The organism is Pseudomonas sp. PICF141 (genome assembly GCF_002286815.1).
Taxonomy (GTDB): domain Bacteria; phylum Pseudomonadota; class Gammaproteobacteria; order Pseudomonadales; family Pseudomonadaceae; genus Aquipseudomonas.
In genome coordinates this window covers 1-15,985 of the sequence record NZ_MUNM01000025.1, presented here as the reverse complement: position 1 = coordinate 15,985, position 15,985 = coordinate 1, and the positions used below count along the sequence as shown (strand labels likewise).

General features: G+C 59.2%; 10 protein-coding genes. 2 read left to right on the top strand and 8 right to left on the bottom strand.

Translation table 11 applies throughout. From position 1 onward, the window contains the following. Positions 1-25 precede the first annotated feature (25 nt). Positions 26-370: a cupin domain-containing protein gene (locus tag BZL43_RS04315; protein ID WP_095631167.1), complete on the top strand. Its 345-nt coding sequence runs from the start codon at positions 26-28 to the stop codon at positions 368-370. Positions 371-577: 207 nt separating this feature from the next. On the opposite strand, the gene mmsB is transcribed toward BZL43_RS04315, so the two are convergent. Together mmsB and BZL43_RS04305 are read right to left on the bottom strand one after the other, a co-directional pair. Further along, positions 578-1,465, bottom strand: coding sequence for a 3-hydroxyisobutyrate dehydrogenase (gene mmsB / locus BZL43_RS04310; protein WP_095631166.1), 888 nt, complete (start codon positions 1,463-1,465; stop codon positions 578-580). A 10-nt stretch (positions 1,466-1,475) separates the two neighbouring features. Continuing rightward, positions 1,476-2,993 carry a CoA-acylating methylmalonate-semialdehyde dehydrogenase gene (locus BZL43_RS04305; protein WP_095631165.1) on the bottom strand — a complete coding sequence of 506 codons (1,518 nt, stop codon included), beginning with the start codon at positions 2,991-2,993 and terminating at the stop codon, positions 1,476-1,478. 160 nt (positions 2,994-3,153) lie between these two features. On the opposite strand from BZL43_RS04305, the gene BZL43_RS04300 reads away from it, so the two are divergent. Then, on the top strand, positions 3,154-4,101 hold the full coding sequence (locus BZL43_RS04300; RefSeq protein ID WP_095631164.1) for a LysR family transcriptional regulator: 948 nt from the start codon (positions 3,154-3,156) through the stop codon (positions 4,099-4,101). Here the strand turns inward: BZL43_RS04300 and BZL43_RS04295 are convergent. From BZL43_RS04295 to recC, 6 genes are all read right to left on the bottom strand, one after another. After that, the gene (locus tag BZL43_RS04295) at positions 4,098-4,601 is read right to left on the bottom strand and encodes an OmpA family protein (protein ID WP_095631163.1); all 504 of its coding nucleotides are present in this window, start codon (positions 4,599-4,601) and stop codon (positions 4,098-4,100) included. The two genes, BZL43_RS04300 and BZL43_RS04295, sit on opposite strands and share 4 nt — an antisense overlap. 5 nt (positions 4,602-4,606) lie before the next feature. Next, positions 4,607-5,875 carry a diguanylate cyclase domain-containing protein gene (locus tag BZL43_RS04290; RefSeq protein ID WP_095631162.1) on the bottom strand — a complete coding sequence of 423 codons (1,269 nt, stop codon included), beginning with the start codon at positions 5,873-5,875 and terminating at the stop codon, positions 4,607-4,609. After that, positions 5,872-6,447 (bottom strand): YfiR family protein, encoded by a 576-nt coding sequence (locus tag BZL43_RS04285; RefSeq protein ID WP_095631161.1) that lies wholly within the window; start codon positions 6,445-6,447, stop codon positions 5,872-5,874. The genes BZL43_RS04290 and BZL43_RS04285 overlap by 4 nt, the downstream gene beginning before the upstream one ends. Positions 6,448-6,565: 118 nt before the next feature. Further along, the gene (gene recD, locus BZL43_RS04280) at positions 6,566-8,674 is read right to left on the bottom strand and encodes an exodeoxyribonuclease V subunit alpha (RefSeq protein ID WP_095631160.1); all 2,109 of its coding nucleotides are present in this window, start codon (positions 8,672-8,674) and stop codon (positions 6,566-6,568) included. After that, complete coding sequence (recB, locus tag BZL43_RS04275; RefSeq protein ID WP_095631159.1) at positions 8,671-12,360, bottom strand: exodeoxyribonuclease V subunit beta; 3,690 nt, start codon at positions 12,358-12,360, stop codon at positions 8,671-8,673. The genes recD and recB overlap by 4 nt, the downstream gene beginning before the upstream one ends. Next, a complete protein-coding gene (recC, locus tag BZL43_RS04270) occupies positions 12,357-15,809 on the bottom strand; it encodes an exodeoxyribonuclease V subunit gamma (protein ID WP_095631158.1) in 3,453 nt (1,150 codons plus the stop codon). Before recC ends, recB begins: the two co-directional genes overlap by 4 nt. Positions 15,810-15,985 lie beyond the last annotated feature (176 nt).

Sequence of the window (15,985 nt, the reverse complement as noted above, 5' to 3'; positions counted from 1 at the left end):
ATCCTGCCGCTAGCCTGGAGCTGACATGCCCGCACCTATCACCGTCCTACGCGATACCCACCCACTGCCCGTGCTCGACGCCTGCAAATGGGAAAAACTCGAAGGCGACCCGCACACCGTCAATCTCAACGCTTACACCAGCGAAGACGGTAGCAAAATCATGGGGACCTGGATCTGCACGCCAGGCAAGTGGTATGTGGAATACGTGAAGTGGGAATACTGCCATTTCCAGGAAGGCTACTGCATCATCACACCGGAAGGCATGGCGCCGATCCATCTGCGGGCCGGTGACATTTTCGTTATCGAGCCAGGGATGAAGGGCACATGGGAAGTGGTTGAGACTGTGCGCAAGTATTTCGTGTTTGCCTGATGCAAAAAACCGAGAGACCACCCGACGTGGTCCCTCGGTAAATACTGGAATACGCAATACCCGTGGTTTTGTGGCGAGGGGGCTTGCCCCCGTTCGGCGGCGAAGCCGTCGTCAAACCTGCCTATGCGGTATGAATGAAGGAATGCAGAGGGAGCGCTACGCACTCCCACGGGGGCAAGCCCCCTCGCCACAGTTTCCGGAAAAACCCTATTGGGGTTTGCGATAGCTGTTAATGATCGCCGAGAAGTCCTTATCCCCTTCCCCACGCTGACTCATCGCCTGATACAACTGCTGTGCCAACGCGCCGAGCATTACCGGTTGGTGCGCCTGACGTGCCGCCTCAGTGGCCAGCCCCAGATCCTTGAGCATCAGTTCAGCACCGAAACCGCCGGTGTACCCACGCGAAGCCGGCGCTGTTTCGACGATTCCCGGCCACGGGTTGTACATCTCCGAACTCCAGCATCGCCCGGTGGAACTGTTGATGATCCCTGCGAGCACCGTCGTGTCGATCCCCAGCGCATCACCCAAGGCCATGGCTTCGCTGACGCCGACCATGGAAATCCCCAGCAGCAAGTTGTTGCAGATCTTGGCAATTTGCCCGGTGCCGACTTCGCCGCAATGGACGATGTTGCGGCCCATCTGCGCCAGTACCGGTTGCAGGGTCGCGAATAACTCAGGTGTGGCGCCGACCATGAAGGTCAGCGTCCCGGCCGCGGCACCGCCGGTACCGCCAGAGACCGGTGCGTCGGCCATGGCCACGCCTTGTTTGGCGGCAGCGGCGGCGACATCGCGCGCCGTCTGCGGATCTATGGTGCTGCAATCCACCGCGGGCACGCCCTTGGCAATGCCCGCCAGCACGCCCTCCTCGCCCAACCAGACGCTGCGCACATGCACCGCGGCTGGCAACATGGTGATCACCAGCTCCGCATCTTGAGCCGCTTCACGTGCCGAAGCACTGATGCTGCCGCCCAGTTGCTCGAGCTCCGCCAGCACAACTTTGTTCAGATCGACCAGGCGCAGTGAATGGCCGGCCTTGATCAGATTGCGCGCCATCGGCGCGCCCATGTTGCCGAGACCGATAAAAGCGATTTTCATGTCCGGCTCCTTAACGCAAGTGGATGGTGGTGTTCACACCGTCGTTGACGCTGTTGTCGTCGAACCAGCGTGCCGTGACGGTCTTGGTTTGAGTGTAGAACTGCACCACTTGCTTGCCATAAGGACCGAGGTCGCCGAGCTTGGAGCCACGAGAGCCGGTGAAGCTGAAGAACGGCACCGGCACCGGAATCGGGATGTTGATGCCGACCTGGCCAACGTCGATTTCCGCCTGGAATTTACGCGCCGCCGCACCGCTCTGGGTGAACAAACCCGTGCCGTTGCCATACGGGTTGGCGTTGACCAGTGCAATGGCTTGATCGAGGGTATCGACTTCCAGCACCACCAGCACCGGTCCGAAGATTTCCTGGGTATAGATCTGCATCTCTGGAGTGACACCAGAGAACAGGGTCGGGCCGATAAAGTTACCCTGCTCGTAGCCGGGAACGCTGACGTTGCGGCCGTCCAGTTCGAGTTTGGCGCCTTCCTTGATACCGCTTTCAATCAGATCAAGAATCCGCGCCTTGGCTCGCTTGGAAATCACTGGGCCAACATCAGTGCCCGGCTCGCTGCCGGCATTGACCTTGAGTTTCTGCGCCAGCGCTTTCAGGTCTGGCAGCCATTGTCTGGCCGCGCCAACCAGCACGACCACCGAAGTGGCCATACAGCGTTGCCCCGCCGCGCCGAAACCGGCACCGACCAAGGCATTGAGCGCTTGCTCGCGATTGGCATCGGGCAGCACAACGGCATGGTTCTTGGCGCCCATCATCGATTGCACGCGCTTGCCATGTTTGCCCGCCAGGTCATAGACATGCGTGCCGACCGCGGTCGAACCGACGAACGAAACAGCCTTGATGTCTTTGTGGGTGCACAGCGCATCCACCACATCCTTGCCGCCATGAACGACGTTGAGCACACCTGGCGGAATGCCGGCCTCGATGGCCAGTTCCACCAACAGCATGGTCGACATCGGGTCCTGTTCGGACGGCTTGAGCACGAAGGTATTGCCACAAGCAATGGCCATCGGAAACATCCACAGCGGAATCATCGCCGGGAAATTGAACGGGGTAATGCCGGCACAGACGCCGATCGGTTGACGCAGCGTGTAGGTGTCGACACCGCCAGCGACGTTCTCGGCGAATTCGCCCATCTGCAGGCTGCCAATGGAGCAGGCGTGCTCCACCACTTCCAGGCCGCGGAAGATATCGCCTTCAGCGTCAGCGATGGTTTTGCCCTGCTCATTGCTCAGCACCACGGCAATGCGTTTGGAGTGTTCGCGAATCAGCGCCTGAAGCTTGAGCATGATGCGCATCCGCGCGCCGATCGGCGTCAGCTTCCAGGTCTGGAAGGCGCGATGGGCGGCGCTGATGGCGGCATCAACTTCGGCGGCTGTGGCAAAGGGCACTTTGGCCAGCACTTGTTGAGTCGCCGGGTTGACGATGTCGTGCCATTCGGTGGTCTGGGATTCGACCCACTCGCCATCGATCAACAGCTTGACCGTTTGCACGGTGGTTTCTAGCGATGCGTTCATATTGGTCTCCGGACGTTGTTCTTATTTAGAGAGCGATCTTTGTGGCCAAGGCGAGAAAGTCGCCTTGAGATGAGACGTGTGTCGCGATTGGTGATCGGACTGTTTTTGGAGTATAGATGTGCAAACTTCTAACAAGAACGCACATAAAAGCCGGTCCATCATGCAAAAAAACATCACGTCTCTAGGCTCGTTGAACTGGGATGACCTCAAGTTTTTCCTCGAGGTTGCCCGTACTCGCAAGGCCAGCACCGCCGCCAAGCGCCTGGCGGTGGACTACACCACTGTGTCGCGACGCATCAGCTCACTGGAAACCTCGTTGGGCACGTTGCTGTTCGAAAAGTCCCGGACCAGCGGTTTCGTCCTGACTGCCGAAGGCCAGCGTCTGCTGGGTTACGCCGAGTCAATCGAAAGCACGCTGCACATGGCCTGCGAGCAGGTTTCGGGCTCTGGCGTAGCGTTGTCCGGGCATGTGCGCATGGGCTGCACCGAAGGGTTCGGCAGCTTTTTCATCACGCCACAGCTGAGTCATTTCGTCGACGCCTACCCGGCGATCTCGGTGGACATCCTGCCGCTACCGCACTTCATCAGCCTGTCCAAGCGCGAGGCAGACATCGTCATCGCACTGGAACGACCGGAACATGGCCCCTATGTCTGCTGCAAACTGTGCGATTACCGGTTGCAGCTGTATGCGACCCAGGATTATCTGGACAAGCACCCACCCATCCGCCGCCCGGCAGACTTGGGCAAGCATCAATTCATCAGTTATGTGGACGATCTGGCGTTCAGCTCGGAGCTGCTGTATCTGGCGAATGTGTTGCCCGGTGCCACTGCCAATTTGCGCAGCACCAGCGTGATTGCCCAGTTCGTAGCCGCTCAGCAAGGACGGTCGCTGGCGATTCTGCCGTGCTTTCTGGCTGCTCAGGATCCGCGACTGTTGCCGGTGTTGCCGCAAGAGATCACTATCACCCGGCAGTTCTGGATGTACTGCCGCGAAGACCTGCGCAAGCTCAAGCGGATTACCCTGTTGTGGGATTACATCCGTGGCGTCACCGAGCAGAACCAAGCGCTGTTGATGGGGGAAAGTCGGGAGATGGTGTTCGCCGATTAATCCGCGCTGACCACGATCGATACGCGACGGTTCTCAGTGCGTCCGTCCGCAGTGTCGTTGGTGGCGACGGGCTTACTGCTGCCCAGGCCGCGCAGTTGGATGTTTTCTTCTTTTATACCGACTGCGGCCAACACCTTGCCGACGCTTTTCGCCCGTCGCAGGGAAAGCTGCTCGTTATAGGATTCTTTGCCCGAAGCATCGGCGTGGCCATCGATCCTCACCCGTTCGATTTCCACACTCACTAACGCCTTGCCAATGCGCTCCACGATCTCGGTACTGGCAGGATTGAGGCTCTCGACATCGCTGCCGAACAAAACTTTGCCTGACAGGCCATAGGCCCAGCCATCATCCGTCATTTCGAAACCTTGCTGCTTGAGCACAGCGATCTGCGCCGGGGTCAGGCCCTTTTGCGGTGCTGTCTGGCAGCCGGTCAAGGCCAGCAAGCCCAGGACCAGAGAGATCGTGAAAAGCCGTAGCGAATGCTGATTGAAGGTGAACACAGAAATTAGCTCCTGGTTTGAACATGAGCGGCAGGGAACTCCGCCCCTGCCGTTTGCTGCGCGCCTCGGGAAAGGCGTTTGGCCTGGTACATCGCAGCGTCGGCAGCATCGAGCAATGCGCCCGGTGTGACCCCATGATCCGGGTACACGGCGATGCCAATACTGAGTGAAGTCAGCACTTGAGAAGTGCCCGGCAAGGGGATTGGTGCTTCCATGCTGGCAATGATCTGGTCGGCAATCCGTTCTGCGTCTTCAGTTTTGTGCAGTGGTGAAAGCAGGATTGCAAACTCGTCGCCGCCCAGACGCGCGACCAGATCCTCTTCACGCAGTTGTGCACGAACCCGGGTTGCGACGGCGATCAGCACCGCATCGCCGGCGGCGTGGCCGAAATTGTCGTTGATCTCCTTGAACCGGTCACTGTCGAGAAACAGCACGGCCACTCGCTCGTCCAACTTGCCGGCATTGCGCAAGGCACGCATCAAGCGGCCTTCGAAAAACGCCCGATTCGGTAGTCCGGTAAGGCTGTCATGACTGGCCTGGTGGGCCAGGGTCTCGTTTTCGCTTTGCAGGTGGGTCTGCCAGGATTCGAGTTCATCGAGCAAGGCATTGAAGTCATTGCCCAGGTTGTCCAGCTCGGCAATGTCGGCCGGTGGCACGCGTTGATCGAAAGCTCGCTCGCTGCGGGCCGCGTGAGCCACAGTAGCCAGGCTGCGCAACGGGCCGATGATCCCGCGCAATTGTTGGCGCGCCAGATAGAGCGCCACCCAGGCACTGACAGCGGTACACAACACAATCCCCATCAGGCCGCTGAGCAAAAAACGCATCAGGCTGCCGCCGTGACCGGTGAGCACGATGCTGCCGACTGCCTGACCTTGATGGACGATCGGCATGCTGATGGGTTTTTCCAGAATCGCCCGGGCGATCTGCATTTCAAGATCGGAGAGCAATCCCGTTTCCGGTCGTTGCCACCGTGCGAGTAACTCGCCTTGCTTATCGATCACCTGCGCATCGGCCACTTCTTCGGTCGACGCGATCAGTGCCAGCGCTTCGGTGGCGGCGACCTTATCGTTGAACACTACCGCAGCTTCTACGGTGTAGTTGATCGAGCGGGCGATCAGATGCAGGTTGTGATCGGCGTAAACCCGCAAGGCCAGCACACCCAGCAGGGTCAACGAAACACTGGCCATGGCCACGCCCACCAGGGCGACGGTCAAATGTCCACGGCCGATAATAGACCCCAGCGTCGGACGCATGCGGGATTTGAATAGACTCATGATGCCGCCGGCTTGCGGCGCGACAGTTGCAGCACACTGGGATGAATACGCACACCGCTGCGGGCGACCGAGTCGAGGTTGACCTCGAAGGACACTTGTTCATCGCCGACCCGCAGGCAGAACAGGCTGCCGACGGTACATTGATCGCCATCCTCGCTGATGCTCACCACCGGCCGTCCTGTCAGCGAGGCGAATAATCGACTGCGTTCATCGCGGGTCAGCTTGCCGATGTACACCGCGTCGCATTCGCCGGCAATCGCCGGGTTGTCGGCCAAAAGCCGTCGCACGGTGACTGGCCGACCAGTGGCCTGTGTTGTGCCTTTGACCAGATCGTCGGTGTACTCGGTAGGGCCGACCACGCACAGACGCAACTGTTGAGGCTCAACAGGCCACCGGGCATAGCTGAGGATCCCGAGTACCACCTGAGTGACCGATCTGGCACGTTGGTCGGCCTTGCTCACATCGGTTGCCGGCTGAGCGAAGGCAACGCCCGTCAACAAACAGAGAAGGCCGGCAAGCAGCACTTGCTTGCAGCCAACTACGCGCTCTGTCGTCCAGACAGCCACCTTCATGAACGGATTCTCTACGATCGCAACGAAATGATGCCGCAACGATAGCACAGCACCGAAACACCAGCGAGGCCACGGACCGCGGCAGCTCCGACAGATTCCGGCGTCTGCCCGCTTCTGTTCAGTGACCCGGCTCGATCCCCTCCTCCAGCTCCAGCATCAACCCGCTCAAGCGTTTTACCTTGCGCCGCACGGCCTCTTCGAAGACGCCGGCACGCGGTTCAATCAGGGTAAACCAGTGTTTGGCCCGGGTTATGCCGGTATAAATCAATTCCTTGGTAAGCACCGGGTTCAAGGCGTCCGGCAGAATCAACGCCGTATGGGCAAATTCCGAGCCTTGGGATTTGTGTACAGTCATGGCGTACACGGTGTCGACATCGTTCAGCCGACTTGGCAGGACAAAGCGCACACCGCCCTGACCATCGTTGCGCGGAAAGGCCACACGCAACACTTGCCGTCCCGCGTCGGGGCCATCACGCTCCGGCAGCTTGAGGGCAATACCAATATCGCCGTTCATCAAACCCAGGCCATAGTCGTTGCGGGTCATCAGCACGGGCCGACCTTCATACCACTGGTGATCGCTGTCGATCAGCCGAGCCTTGAGCAGCGCGTCGGTCACTCGCTGATTCAAGCCTTCCACACCCCAAGGCCCTTTGCGTACCGCGCACAACAACTGGAAAGCATCGAAGGCTTGCAGCACCACGCGAGCCCAGTGGGTCCAGCATGGATCATCCAGCGGGCTGTCGAACGGCGGCCGCTGGCTGCGCAAAAGATTCAGGTAATGACGATAACCTTGTGGTCCCTCGCCATGGCCTTCGAGCAACAACCGCTCCAGCGCCCGATCCTGCTCACCCTTGAGAGGCAGGGAAAATACGTCGTCATGGCTTCCAGCCGCCAATAACTTGCGAGCTTCGTCCGGTTGCTGCCGGTTGACCCAACGGGCCAACTGGCCAATGCCGCTGCCCTCGCCGAAGCGCCGTGAGTGACGCAACATCACCACTTGCTGAGCCAAGGGATGCGCTCCGTTGAGGTCTTCGTGCAAATCGCTGGCACCAAGGTTTTCTCCGCTGACTGACTCCAGCCACTGGCGCGTCTGCGGACTGTACCAACCGGCTTCGGCATCGCGACACAGATCACCCAGAACGGCACCGGCCTCAACCGACGCCAATTGATCCTTGTCACCGAGCAGCACCAGACGAGCATGGGCCGGCAATGCGTCCAGCAGATTGGCCATCATTTCCAGGTCGATCATCGAGGCTTCGTCCACCACCAATACATCCAGTGGCAAGCGATTGCCGACGTGGTGCCGGAAATGCCGGGTGCCGGGACGGCTGCCTAGCAAACGGTGCACAGTGGTCACATCCGACGGGATCTTCTGCCGCACCGTTTCAGCAACTTTCAGGGTTTGAACCTGTTGGCTGATGGACTCGGTCAATCGTGCGGCAGCTTTGCCAGTGGGTGCCGCGAGACGAATGCGTAGCGGTTTTCCGGCTTCCACCGCGGGCGCCTGGAGTAACGCGAGCAAGCGCACGACCGTGGTGGTTTTGCCGGTCCCCGGGCCGCCGGTGACGATGCTGAATGCGCTACGAGCAGCGAGGGCGCAAGCCAGCTTCTGCCAGTCGATCATTTCATCAGGCCGGGCTGGACCAAACAGGCCGGTCAGGCGTTGGGGCAAATCATTCGGTGTTGTTTCGTGTGCCGCCAGACGCTGACGCAGGGCGTTGTCGATGCGCCGTTCGTAAGCCCAGTAGCGGCGCAGGTACAGGCGTTTACCCGACAATACCAACGGCCGGTGCTGCGCGGCCTCACGCCCGTCGACGGCCAGCGCTACCAGACGGCTGGACGCCAGCACCTTGCACCAATGAGTTCCCTCCAGCGCCTCAAGCAATTGCGACGGCAGCAACATCGTATTACTTTGCAGATCACCTTCCGGCGGCAGCGACAGGGCGAAGTCCGGTTCTTTCAGCGTTTCGAACAGATCCAGGCAAACATGGCCGTGCCCCAACTGGTGACTGGTCAACGCCGCGGCCAGCAGCACCAGTGGATCATCGTCGGGGGCGAGCTCGTGGAGAAAGGCGACGAAGGCCTTGTCCAGCGCCCGCAGCCAACCGCGTTCGACCCAGCGCGTGAGCAGCAGCAACAAGTCATCTGCGCGACTCAGCGGGGCCAGATCCGCCAGAGTTTCGGCCACCAATGGCATGGGTAGCAAATCGGCGAAGGAACGAGTCATAGCAGTACTCCCTGTTCCCAGGCGGGTTCGGCCTTGGGCTCTGGCTTGCCCTGGAACAAGCGGTCCAGACGCTCGATCAGCTCCCGTGGCGGACGGGCGAAGTACACGCCTTGGCTGATCGCGCGAGTACCGCGAAGGAACAGGTACAACGCCCCGCCGACATGCCGGTCGTAATCGTAATCGACCAGCCGCGCCTTGAGCTGGCGATGCAAGGCGAGCAGGTACAACACATATTGCAGGTCGTAACGATTATCCAGAATCGACTGCTCCATGGCCTGCTCGGTATAGGCCGCATCATCGACGCCCAGCCAGTTGGATTTGTAGTCAGCGACGTAATAACGACCGTCGTGCTCGAACGTCAGGTCGATAAAGCCTTTGAACATACCATTGAGGAGCACCGGTTCGGCGGCCACCCTGGCCACGCCGTTGTGGGTGTACTGGCGCACCAGTTCATCGAGTTTAAGCACATCGACTTTATGGCTCGCGAACCAGAATTCCATCTCGACCCGGTATTGGGTCAGTTGCTCGAACACCACCGGTGCTTGCCCGCCACCGATGTGCAGCGGGGATTTGAGCAAGTGCTGTAGCCAGTCACTCAACGTCGTGATCCAGCCTTCCCAGCCACGGCGATTGCAGCGGCGAGCGATGGCGTCTTCCACAGTTTGTGGTGCAGCGGCAAAACCTTCATCACCGGCCCACTCGAGCAATCCATGGAGAAAAGTGCCGGGGTGCGGCCCGCGAGGGAATCGATGGATATCCGCGCCGCCGGCAATCACTTCCCGCGGCGCTTGCGGATCGAGACGTTCGTCGTCAAAAAGCTTTTGTGCTTGCGGACTCTCCGGCGCTTCGTCACTGCCCCTGCTCAGATGGTCGCCAATGCGCAAAGCGCTGTAGGAAGCGATCCACCAATTTTCGCTGGCCTTGCGCTTGGGTATCAGCGGCGCAAGCAAGGTCGCGCCATTGCGCGGTGGATGGTAATGCTCGGCGTTCGCTTCAGGCATTTCACCGTAGTTCAGCGCCGGGCAATCTTGCTGCAGATCTTCCAGCCAATGCCGCAACCCTGCCGACTCGGCCAATGGCGCACCACCGCCCAACAGGTAACCCAACGCGGAAAGATGCAGCGTCGAGCCATTGTTATTGCCGCGCTTGAGGTCAGTCACACCAAGCCAGCAGGCATGCTGTGCCCGGGTCAATGCGACATAGAGCAGGCGAAGATCCTCGGCCAAGCGCTCATCATCGGCTTGGACGATCAACTCCGGCGTCGGCTTCAAGCTCACTTGAGCGTTGCCCATTGCATCGTGGTAATACAACGGCAAACGGCTGCCATCCACCGGTTTTGCCGAGCAGACGAATGGCAAAAACACCAACGGATATTCAAGCCCTTTGGATTTGTGAATGGTCACGACCTTGACCAGCTGTTCGTCGCTTTCCAGGCGCAGGATCTGTTCTTCGCCAGCCTGACCGGACAATGCCAGATGTTCGGCCAAATGCCGGATCAGCGCTTGCTCGCCATCAAGCTCGGCGGCGGCCTGCTGTAACAGCTCGGACAGGTGCAGCAAGTTGGTCAGCACCCGCTCGCCATCGTTGCGCGTGATCAGCGCCTGGGGCAGCTGGAAGTCGTGCAGCAAACGTCGCAGCATCGGCAGCACACCCTGTTTGCGCCAGAGCTCGCGATAACCGCGGAACTGCATGACCCGTGCTTCCCAGGCCAGTTCGTCCTGATTCAGCCGCTCCAGCTCAGCCAGGGAAAGGTTCAGCGTGATGCAGGCCAGCGCGGCACGGAGGGGACGCTCGACATCCGGCTCGGCACACGCCTTGAGCCAGGTCAGCAAGTCATGGGCCTCCTGTGAGGCGAACACGGAATCCTTGTCTGAGAGGTAGACACTGCGCACACCGCGGGCCGAAAGTTCGCCACGCACGGACTGGGCCTCTTTGCCGTCACGCACCAGAATTGCGATATCCGATGGCAGCAGACCTTTGAAGTCCTTGCCATCCTGGATGAAACCCGTGCGGCCTTGCTGACCACTATTGAGCAGCGCGGTGATTTCACTGGCGCAGGCGGCAGCCAGTTGTTGTCGATACACCGCGCCAGACAATGGCTGATCGGCGGACAGATGCCAGATATTCAGGGCAGGTACAACCTGACCATTAATGTGCAGAACTTCTTTGCGCCCCTGGGATTCGACGGATAGAAACGGTACCGGGTTCTCCCCGTTTTTCTCACGAAACAGAAACGCTCCGCGCCCCTGCTCACGAGATTCGGCGCGCTCGAATACATGGTTCACCGCACTGACCATGCCATGACTGGAACGGAAGTTGGTGCCCAGGGTATGCAAGCGGCCAGTGGTGGCCTGACGAGCACGCAAGTAGGTATAGATGTCGGCCCCGCGGAAGGCATAGATCGCCTGCTTCGGGTCGCCAATCAGAAACAGGCCGGTTTGAGGATTGTTGTCTTCGATGCGATAAATGCTCTCGAAGATTCGATACTGCACCGGGTCGGTGTCCTGGAATTCGTCAATCAACGCGACCGGGAATTGCTCGCGGATCAGGGTTGCCAGGCGCTCACCGCCTTCGGATTGCAAAGCCGTATCGAGACGCAGGAGCATGTCATCGAAGCCCATTTCCGCGCGGCGACGCTTCTCTTCCTCGAACCGTGCACCGACCCAATGAGCGGCGTGTTGCAGCACCGCGGCATCGGGGGTCGGCAAACCATCAAGACTGCGCTTGAGGCTGGCCATCGCATCGAGACCGGGATGACAAGGTGCCTCACCCTTCCAGGCTTCAGCGATGCCATTGGGGGTCAGGCGAGTGAAACCGGTGCCAAGGTCCAGTTGCTCGATAGACTCATCTTCGGCCCAGGCCCGTAGCTTTTCGAACCAGGGTTCGAAGTAGCGCGGCTGCATCTTGCGGCCATCGACGCTTTTGTTCACGACACCCTGGTGACAGATGGCAAGCAACTCATCCGCCCATTGGCGCCATGGCATCTTGAGCTCCAGCAAAGCAGCCCGTCGCTCTTGCAGGCACTCGGCAATCAACTCGGCAGGCTCTTTACCTTGAACGCTGTCACGCTCGCTGGCGAACAACCCACGCACTCGCGGCAGCAACGCCGCTGGCCCTCCCCAATTGCCGCGAACCCAGTTCAACGCATCGCCTTGCATCGGGTAGCAGAACAGTCGCCAGTAGTCGCGCAGGACTTCGCCGAGCAAATCGCTGTGATCGGTTTCCAGGGTCTGGGTGAACAGGCTCCCACTGTCGAATGCATGTTCGCGCAACATGCGCTGGCACCAGCCGTGAATGGTCGAAACGGCCGCTTCATCCATCCACTGGGCGGCGATGTCCAGGCGGTTTGCACAGCCGGACCACTGTTCAGGGAAGTACTGCTCGCGCAATTCGGCAATGAGGCCATCCGGTGCCGGCGTCTCATCGCGGAAAAACCGAGCGGCTTCAGCCAGTCGGGTACGAATACGTTCGCGCAGCTCCTTGGTCGCCGCATCGGTGAAGGTCACCACGAGGATTTGCGGCGGCAGCAATTCACGACCAAAACCATTCGATTCGCCGCCGTGGCCAAGGACCAGACGCAAGTACAGCGCTGAAATGGTGAAGGTCTTGCCGGTACCGGCGCTGGCTTCGATCAGTTGGCTGCCACGCAGGGGAAATGCCAGGGCCAGCGGTGTTTTCGTGGTCATGAGCGCGCCTCCTCGCTGGTCGATGAACGCCAGGGGGCCTCAAACAGTGGCCGATACAAAGCGTTGCACCAATCGGGGAAGGTCTCGTCGGCAATCAGTGCATCGTAATCGGCATATTGCCGAGTGAGTGCCGGGCTTTCGCTGCGCTCGCCTTCAGTGGTCTGGCCGTCGCCTTCATAGGTCTTGTGGGCAGCGGCGTCAGCTTTGACCGGGTCGGTTTGAGCGAGCCAGGCGAACGCTGTTTTTACTGCAATCGGCAGCGGCTGGCGCATGCCCGTTTGCCAAGCCAACAACAGGTCGCCCAGAACCCGGGATGCGGCGGCCTCCTCCATCGGACCGAGCAACAAGCTGTCGTCGCTGGCCACCAACGCAGTGGTCATCGGCATGCCGCTGGCACAGGCAACCAGGTGATTGACCCAAGGTCGGGTCAGGCGATGCCATTTGCGGGCCTTGATCGAACCGATGCTGTTGGGAATCGTAGTCACCGACAACAACCCGCCATCTGCGCGTTGATGCAGGCCACTGAGCCAGCCTTCCAGACGCAATCCTTGTAGTTCCAGACTCACCGGCAACGCGCTGGTGAGCGGGGTCGGCCATAACGCCAGAAGTTGCTGATAGCGCAGCAGCAGATCCGGCAGCGGCTCGATCAACTCTCGCTGAAGACATTCACCGAAACCGGCCATGGGCAAGAGCCCGCTGTTTTGCAGTCGTTTTGCCTGCGCCTCCAGTACCTGATCGGTTTGATCCAGTTGCCCCAGTGCCGCTTCAAGCAAGCTGTCGCTGAGGCTATAGCGTTGCAGCGCGTCGAGTACAAATGGCTCTTCATCAGCCAAAGGGACTTCGGCAGCCTCGAAGAATACTTTGAGCCGCTGACTGAAAAAATGCCGTACAGGGTTGCGCAGAAAATCCTGTAGCTGAGCCAGGCTCAGCGGCTCGTCCTGGATATAGGGCTCAAGCACTTCGATATCAGTTGCCAGATCATTGGCTTGATGAAGAACCTGCCACTCGCTGGCGTAGCTGAATAGATCGTCGCCTTCATGAAAGTAACGAGCGCTGAAAGGTTGCAGCGGGTGTTCCTCAGTCATGGACTCAAGCAGGTCATCATTATCATCGTGCAGTCGCCAGCCGCTGCCTAGATGATCACGCAACTGCCCTATCAATACCGAAGCAGGGCGCTCGCTATTGTCCCGAATGCTGCGGCCGACCCAGCTGATATAGAGTTGATCACGTGCCGACAACAATGCTTCCAGCAACAGATAGCGATCATCTTCACGTCGAGAGCGATCACCGGGGCGATAGTCACTGCCCATCAAGTCGAAATCCAGCGGTGGCTGCGCGCGAGGGTAATCGCCGTCATTCATCCCAAGCAGGCAGACCAGTTTGAAGGGGATCGCTCGCATGGGCATCAAGGTACAGAAGTTAACGGCCCCGGCAAGAAAACGCTGAGACAGGCGACCTTGGTCAAGACCTGCAAGCCAGGCTTCACGGACGACGGTCAGCGGTAATTCATCGTGCAAACCTACAGACTCACAGGTCTCAAGCCAGGTCTCACGTAGCTCTTCAAGTTGAGCCAACAAATAATCGTCATGTTCGTTGCTGGCCAGGAAGAATAGCTGCACCAACGCTTGCAGCCGCGCTCCCCATTGTTTAGGCGCTGCGGGTTGAGTGAGTTCCTGATGGGCCACTTCCAACGCATCCAACAACGCCACCAAAGGGCCTATGAGCGCGGCATCCAGGCCACCAATTTCGTCGTAGGGTTCGATCCCCTCGCAGGCACCGGCACTGCCCACGGCATAACCCAGCAACATCCGTCGCAGACCGAAACGCCAGCTGTTTTGCTCCAGTTCGTCAGGCAGACCCAGGCGCGCGCGCTGCTCGGCGTTCATCCCCCAGCGAATACCTGCGCCTTCGATCCAGCGATGTAAGGTCGGCAGATCTCGTTCCTCTACACCAAACCGGGCGCGTAACGCCGGAACGTCGAGCAGATCGAGAATTTCGCTGACGGGGAAGCGGCTATCGGGCAATTTGAGCAGATGTTCGACAGCGATCAATAATGGGTCACGCCCGCGCTGGCCTTGATCCGCCAGTGTGAAAGGAATGAAGCGCGGATCAAAGCGATCGATCTGACCAAAAACAGCACGTATATGCGGCGCATAACTGTCGATGTCCGGGACCATCACGATTACGTCGCGAGGCCTCAGGTCTGTGTTAGCACTGAATCGCGCGAGCAACTGATCGTGAAGTATTTCCACTTCACGTTGAGCGCTGTGGGCGATGTGAAAACGGATCGATTCGTCGTTTTTCAGATCGACAGCAGGCCAACGCTCGCGTGTCTCGTTCAGGGGACGCAATTCCAGGATATCGTCCTGCAACTGATTGAGCATGTTCTGTGGCTGGCTTTCGCTGAAAAGATCGATGCGACCGTCGCGAAATGCCGAGCGATAGCTATTGGGATCGTCGTAGCTATCGAGAAGATTAATGTAATCCCGCCCCTGCTTGCCCCACGCAGCCAATAGTGGATGGGCATGCTGATGGAGCGTTTGCAAGTCGAGCACAACTGGCATGCCGCTCTTGCGAGCCTGACGCTTGTATTGATGTCGCAACAGATCTTTATCGGCGACGATGTCCGCCCAATGGTGACGACATGGATTGTGTACGCACAGCAAGACCTGGCTGAATCGAGCAAGCCCGGCAAGCGCTTCCAGGGCTTGAGCAGGCAATGAAGAAATGCCGAAAACGATCACCCGCGAAGGCAATCCACTGGGCGCTACATCGAGGCTAGTGATGCGCTCGATAAAGCGTTGATGGACGCCTGCGCGGCTTTGCGCCATGCCTTGTTCACCGACATCCAGCAACAGCGCACGCCACAGTTCTGCCTGCCAGCAGTTGGCCGAGGTCAGGACTTTGGCTTCGCCTCTGCCATTTCGTAACTGATGACGGCCTTCTGCCCAGTCTTCGAGCCAATCGGCGCGGTAGACCTGATATTGGTCAAACAGGTCAGCCAGACGCTCCGCCAATTGATAGCGCTTACGTAAGTCGGTGTCATTGGTAAGAAAGCGTTGCAGGGGTTCGAAGTGCGGTTGGTCGATCAACTGCGGTAGCAGGCGCATCAGACGCCAGGTCAGCGGAGCTTTATCGAGCAGGGATTTGACCGGGATTTCGTCACGTCCCAGCACCATGCGATAGAGCTGCCACATGAAGCTGCCCGGTAATTGCACGTCGATGGCTGCCGCGATTCCGCAGCCGCCCGTGTCGTCATCTTCAGGGTCTTCAGCCAATGCCAGCTTCAGCCATTGGGCGATACCATTGCTCTGTACCAGGGCGATTTCATTTTCCAAGGGAGCCAGCGGGTAGCGCCGCATCCAGCTGACCACCAGACTGCGTAACTCATCCAGGCGGTTGCCGTGAACCACCATAAAACCAGCACTGAGGGACGTAGCGTCCGGCATAAAGGCTTCCTTGGAAAAATACAAAAGCTAGGGCCGAACCTTAGCACTGTCGTCAGACTGTGACAGCCAGGAGCAGTCCGATAATGCCGTACGAACTTTCCTGCGGACAAAACAAAACCCCTACCTGCAGATGCAGATAGGGGTTTCGGAATTTGATCTTGACGATGACCTACTCT

Excerpts from the sequence above, each read along its gene's own strand:
- BZL43_RS04285 (WP_095631161.1), bottom strand. The coding sequence starts at position 6,447 with ATGAAGGTGGCTGTCTGGACGACAGAGCGCGTAGTTGGCTGCAAGCAA.
- BZL43_RS04290 (WP_095631162.1), bottom strand. The coding sequence starts at position 5,875 with ATGAGTCTATTCAAATCCCGCATGCGTCCGACGCTGGGGTCTATTATC.
- BZL43_RS04300 (WP_095631164.1), top strand. The coding sequence starts at position 3,154 with ATGCAAAAAAACATCACGTCTCTAGGCTCGTTGAACTGGGATGACCTC.
- recB (WP_095631159.1), bottom strand. The coding sequence starts at position 12,360 with ATGACCACGAAAACACCGCTGGCCCTGGCATTTCCCCTGCGTGGCAGC.
- recD (WP_095631160.1), bottom strand. The coding sequence starts at position 8,674 with ATGACTCGTTCCTTCGCCGATTTGCTACCCATGCCATTGGTGGCCGAA.
- BZL43_RS04315 (WP_095631167.1), top strand. The coding sequence starts at position 26 with ATGCCCGCACCTATCACCGTCCTACGCGATACCCACCCACTGCCCGTG.
- BZL43_RS04305 (WP_095631165.1), bottom strand. The coding sequence starts at position 2,993 with ATGAACGCATCGCTAGAAACCACCGTGCAAACGGTCAAGCTGTTGATC.
- mmsB (WP_095631166.1), bottom strand. The coding sequence starts at position 1,465 with ATGAAAATCGCTTTTATCGGTCTCGGCAACATGGGCGCGCCGATGGCG.
- recC (WP_095631158.1), bottom strand. The coding sequence starts at position 15,809 with ATGCCGGACGCTACGTCCCTCAGTGCTGGTTTTATGGTGGTTCACGGC.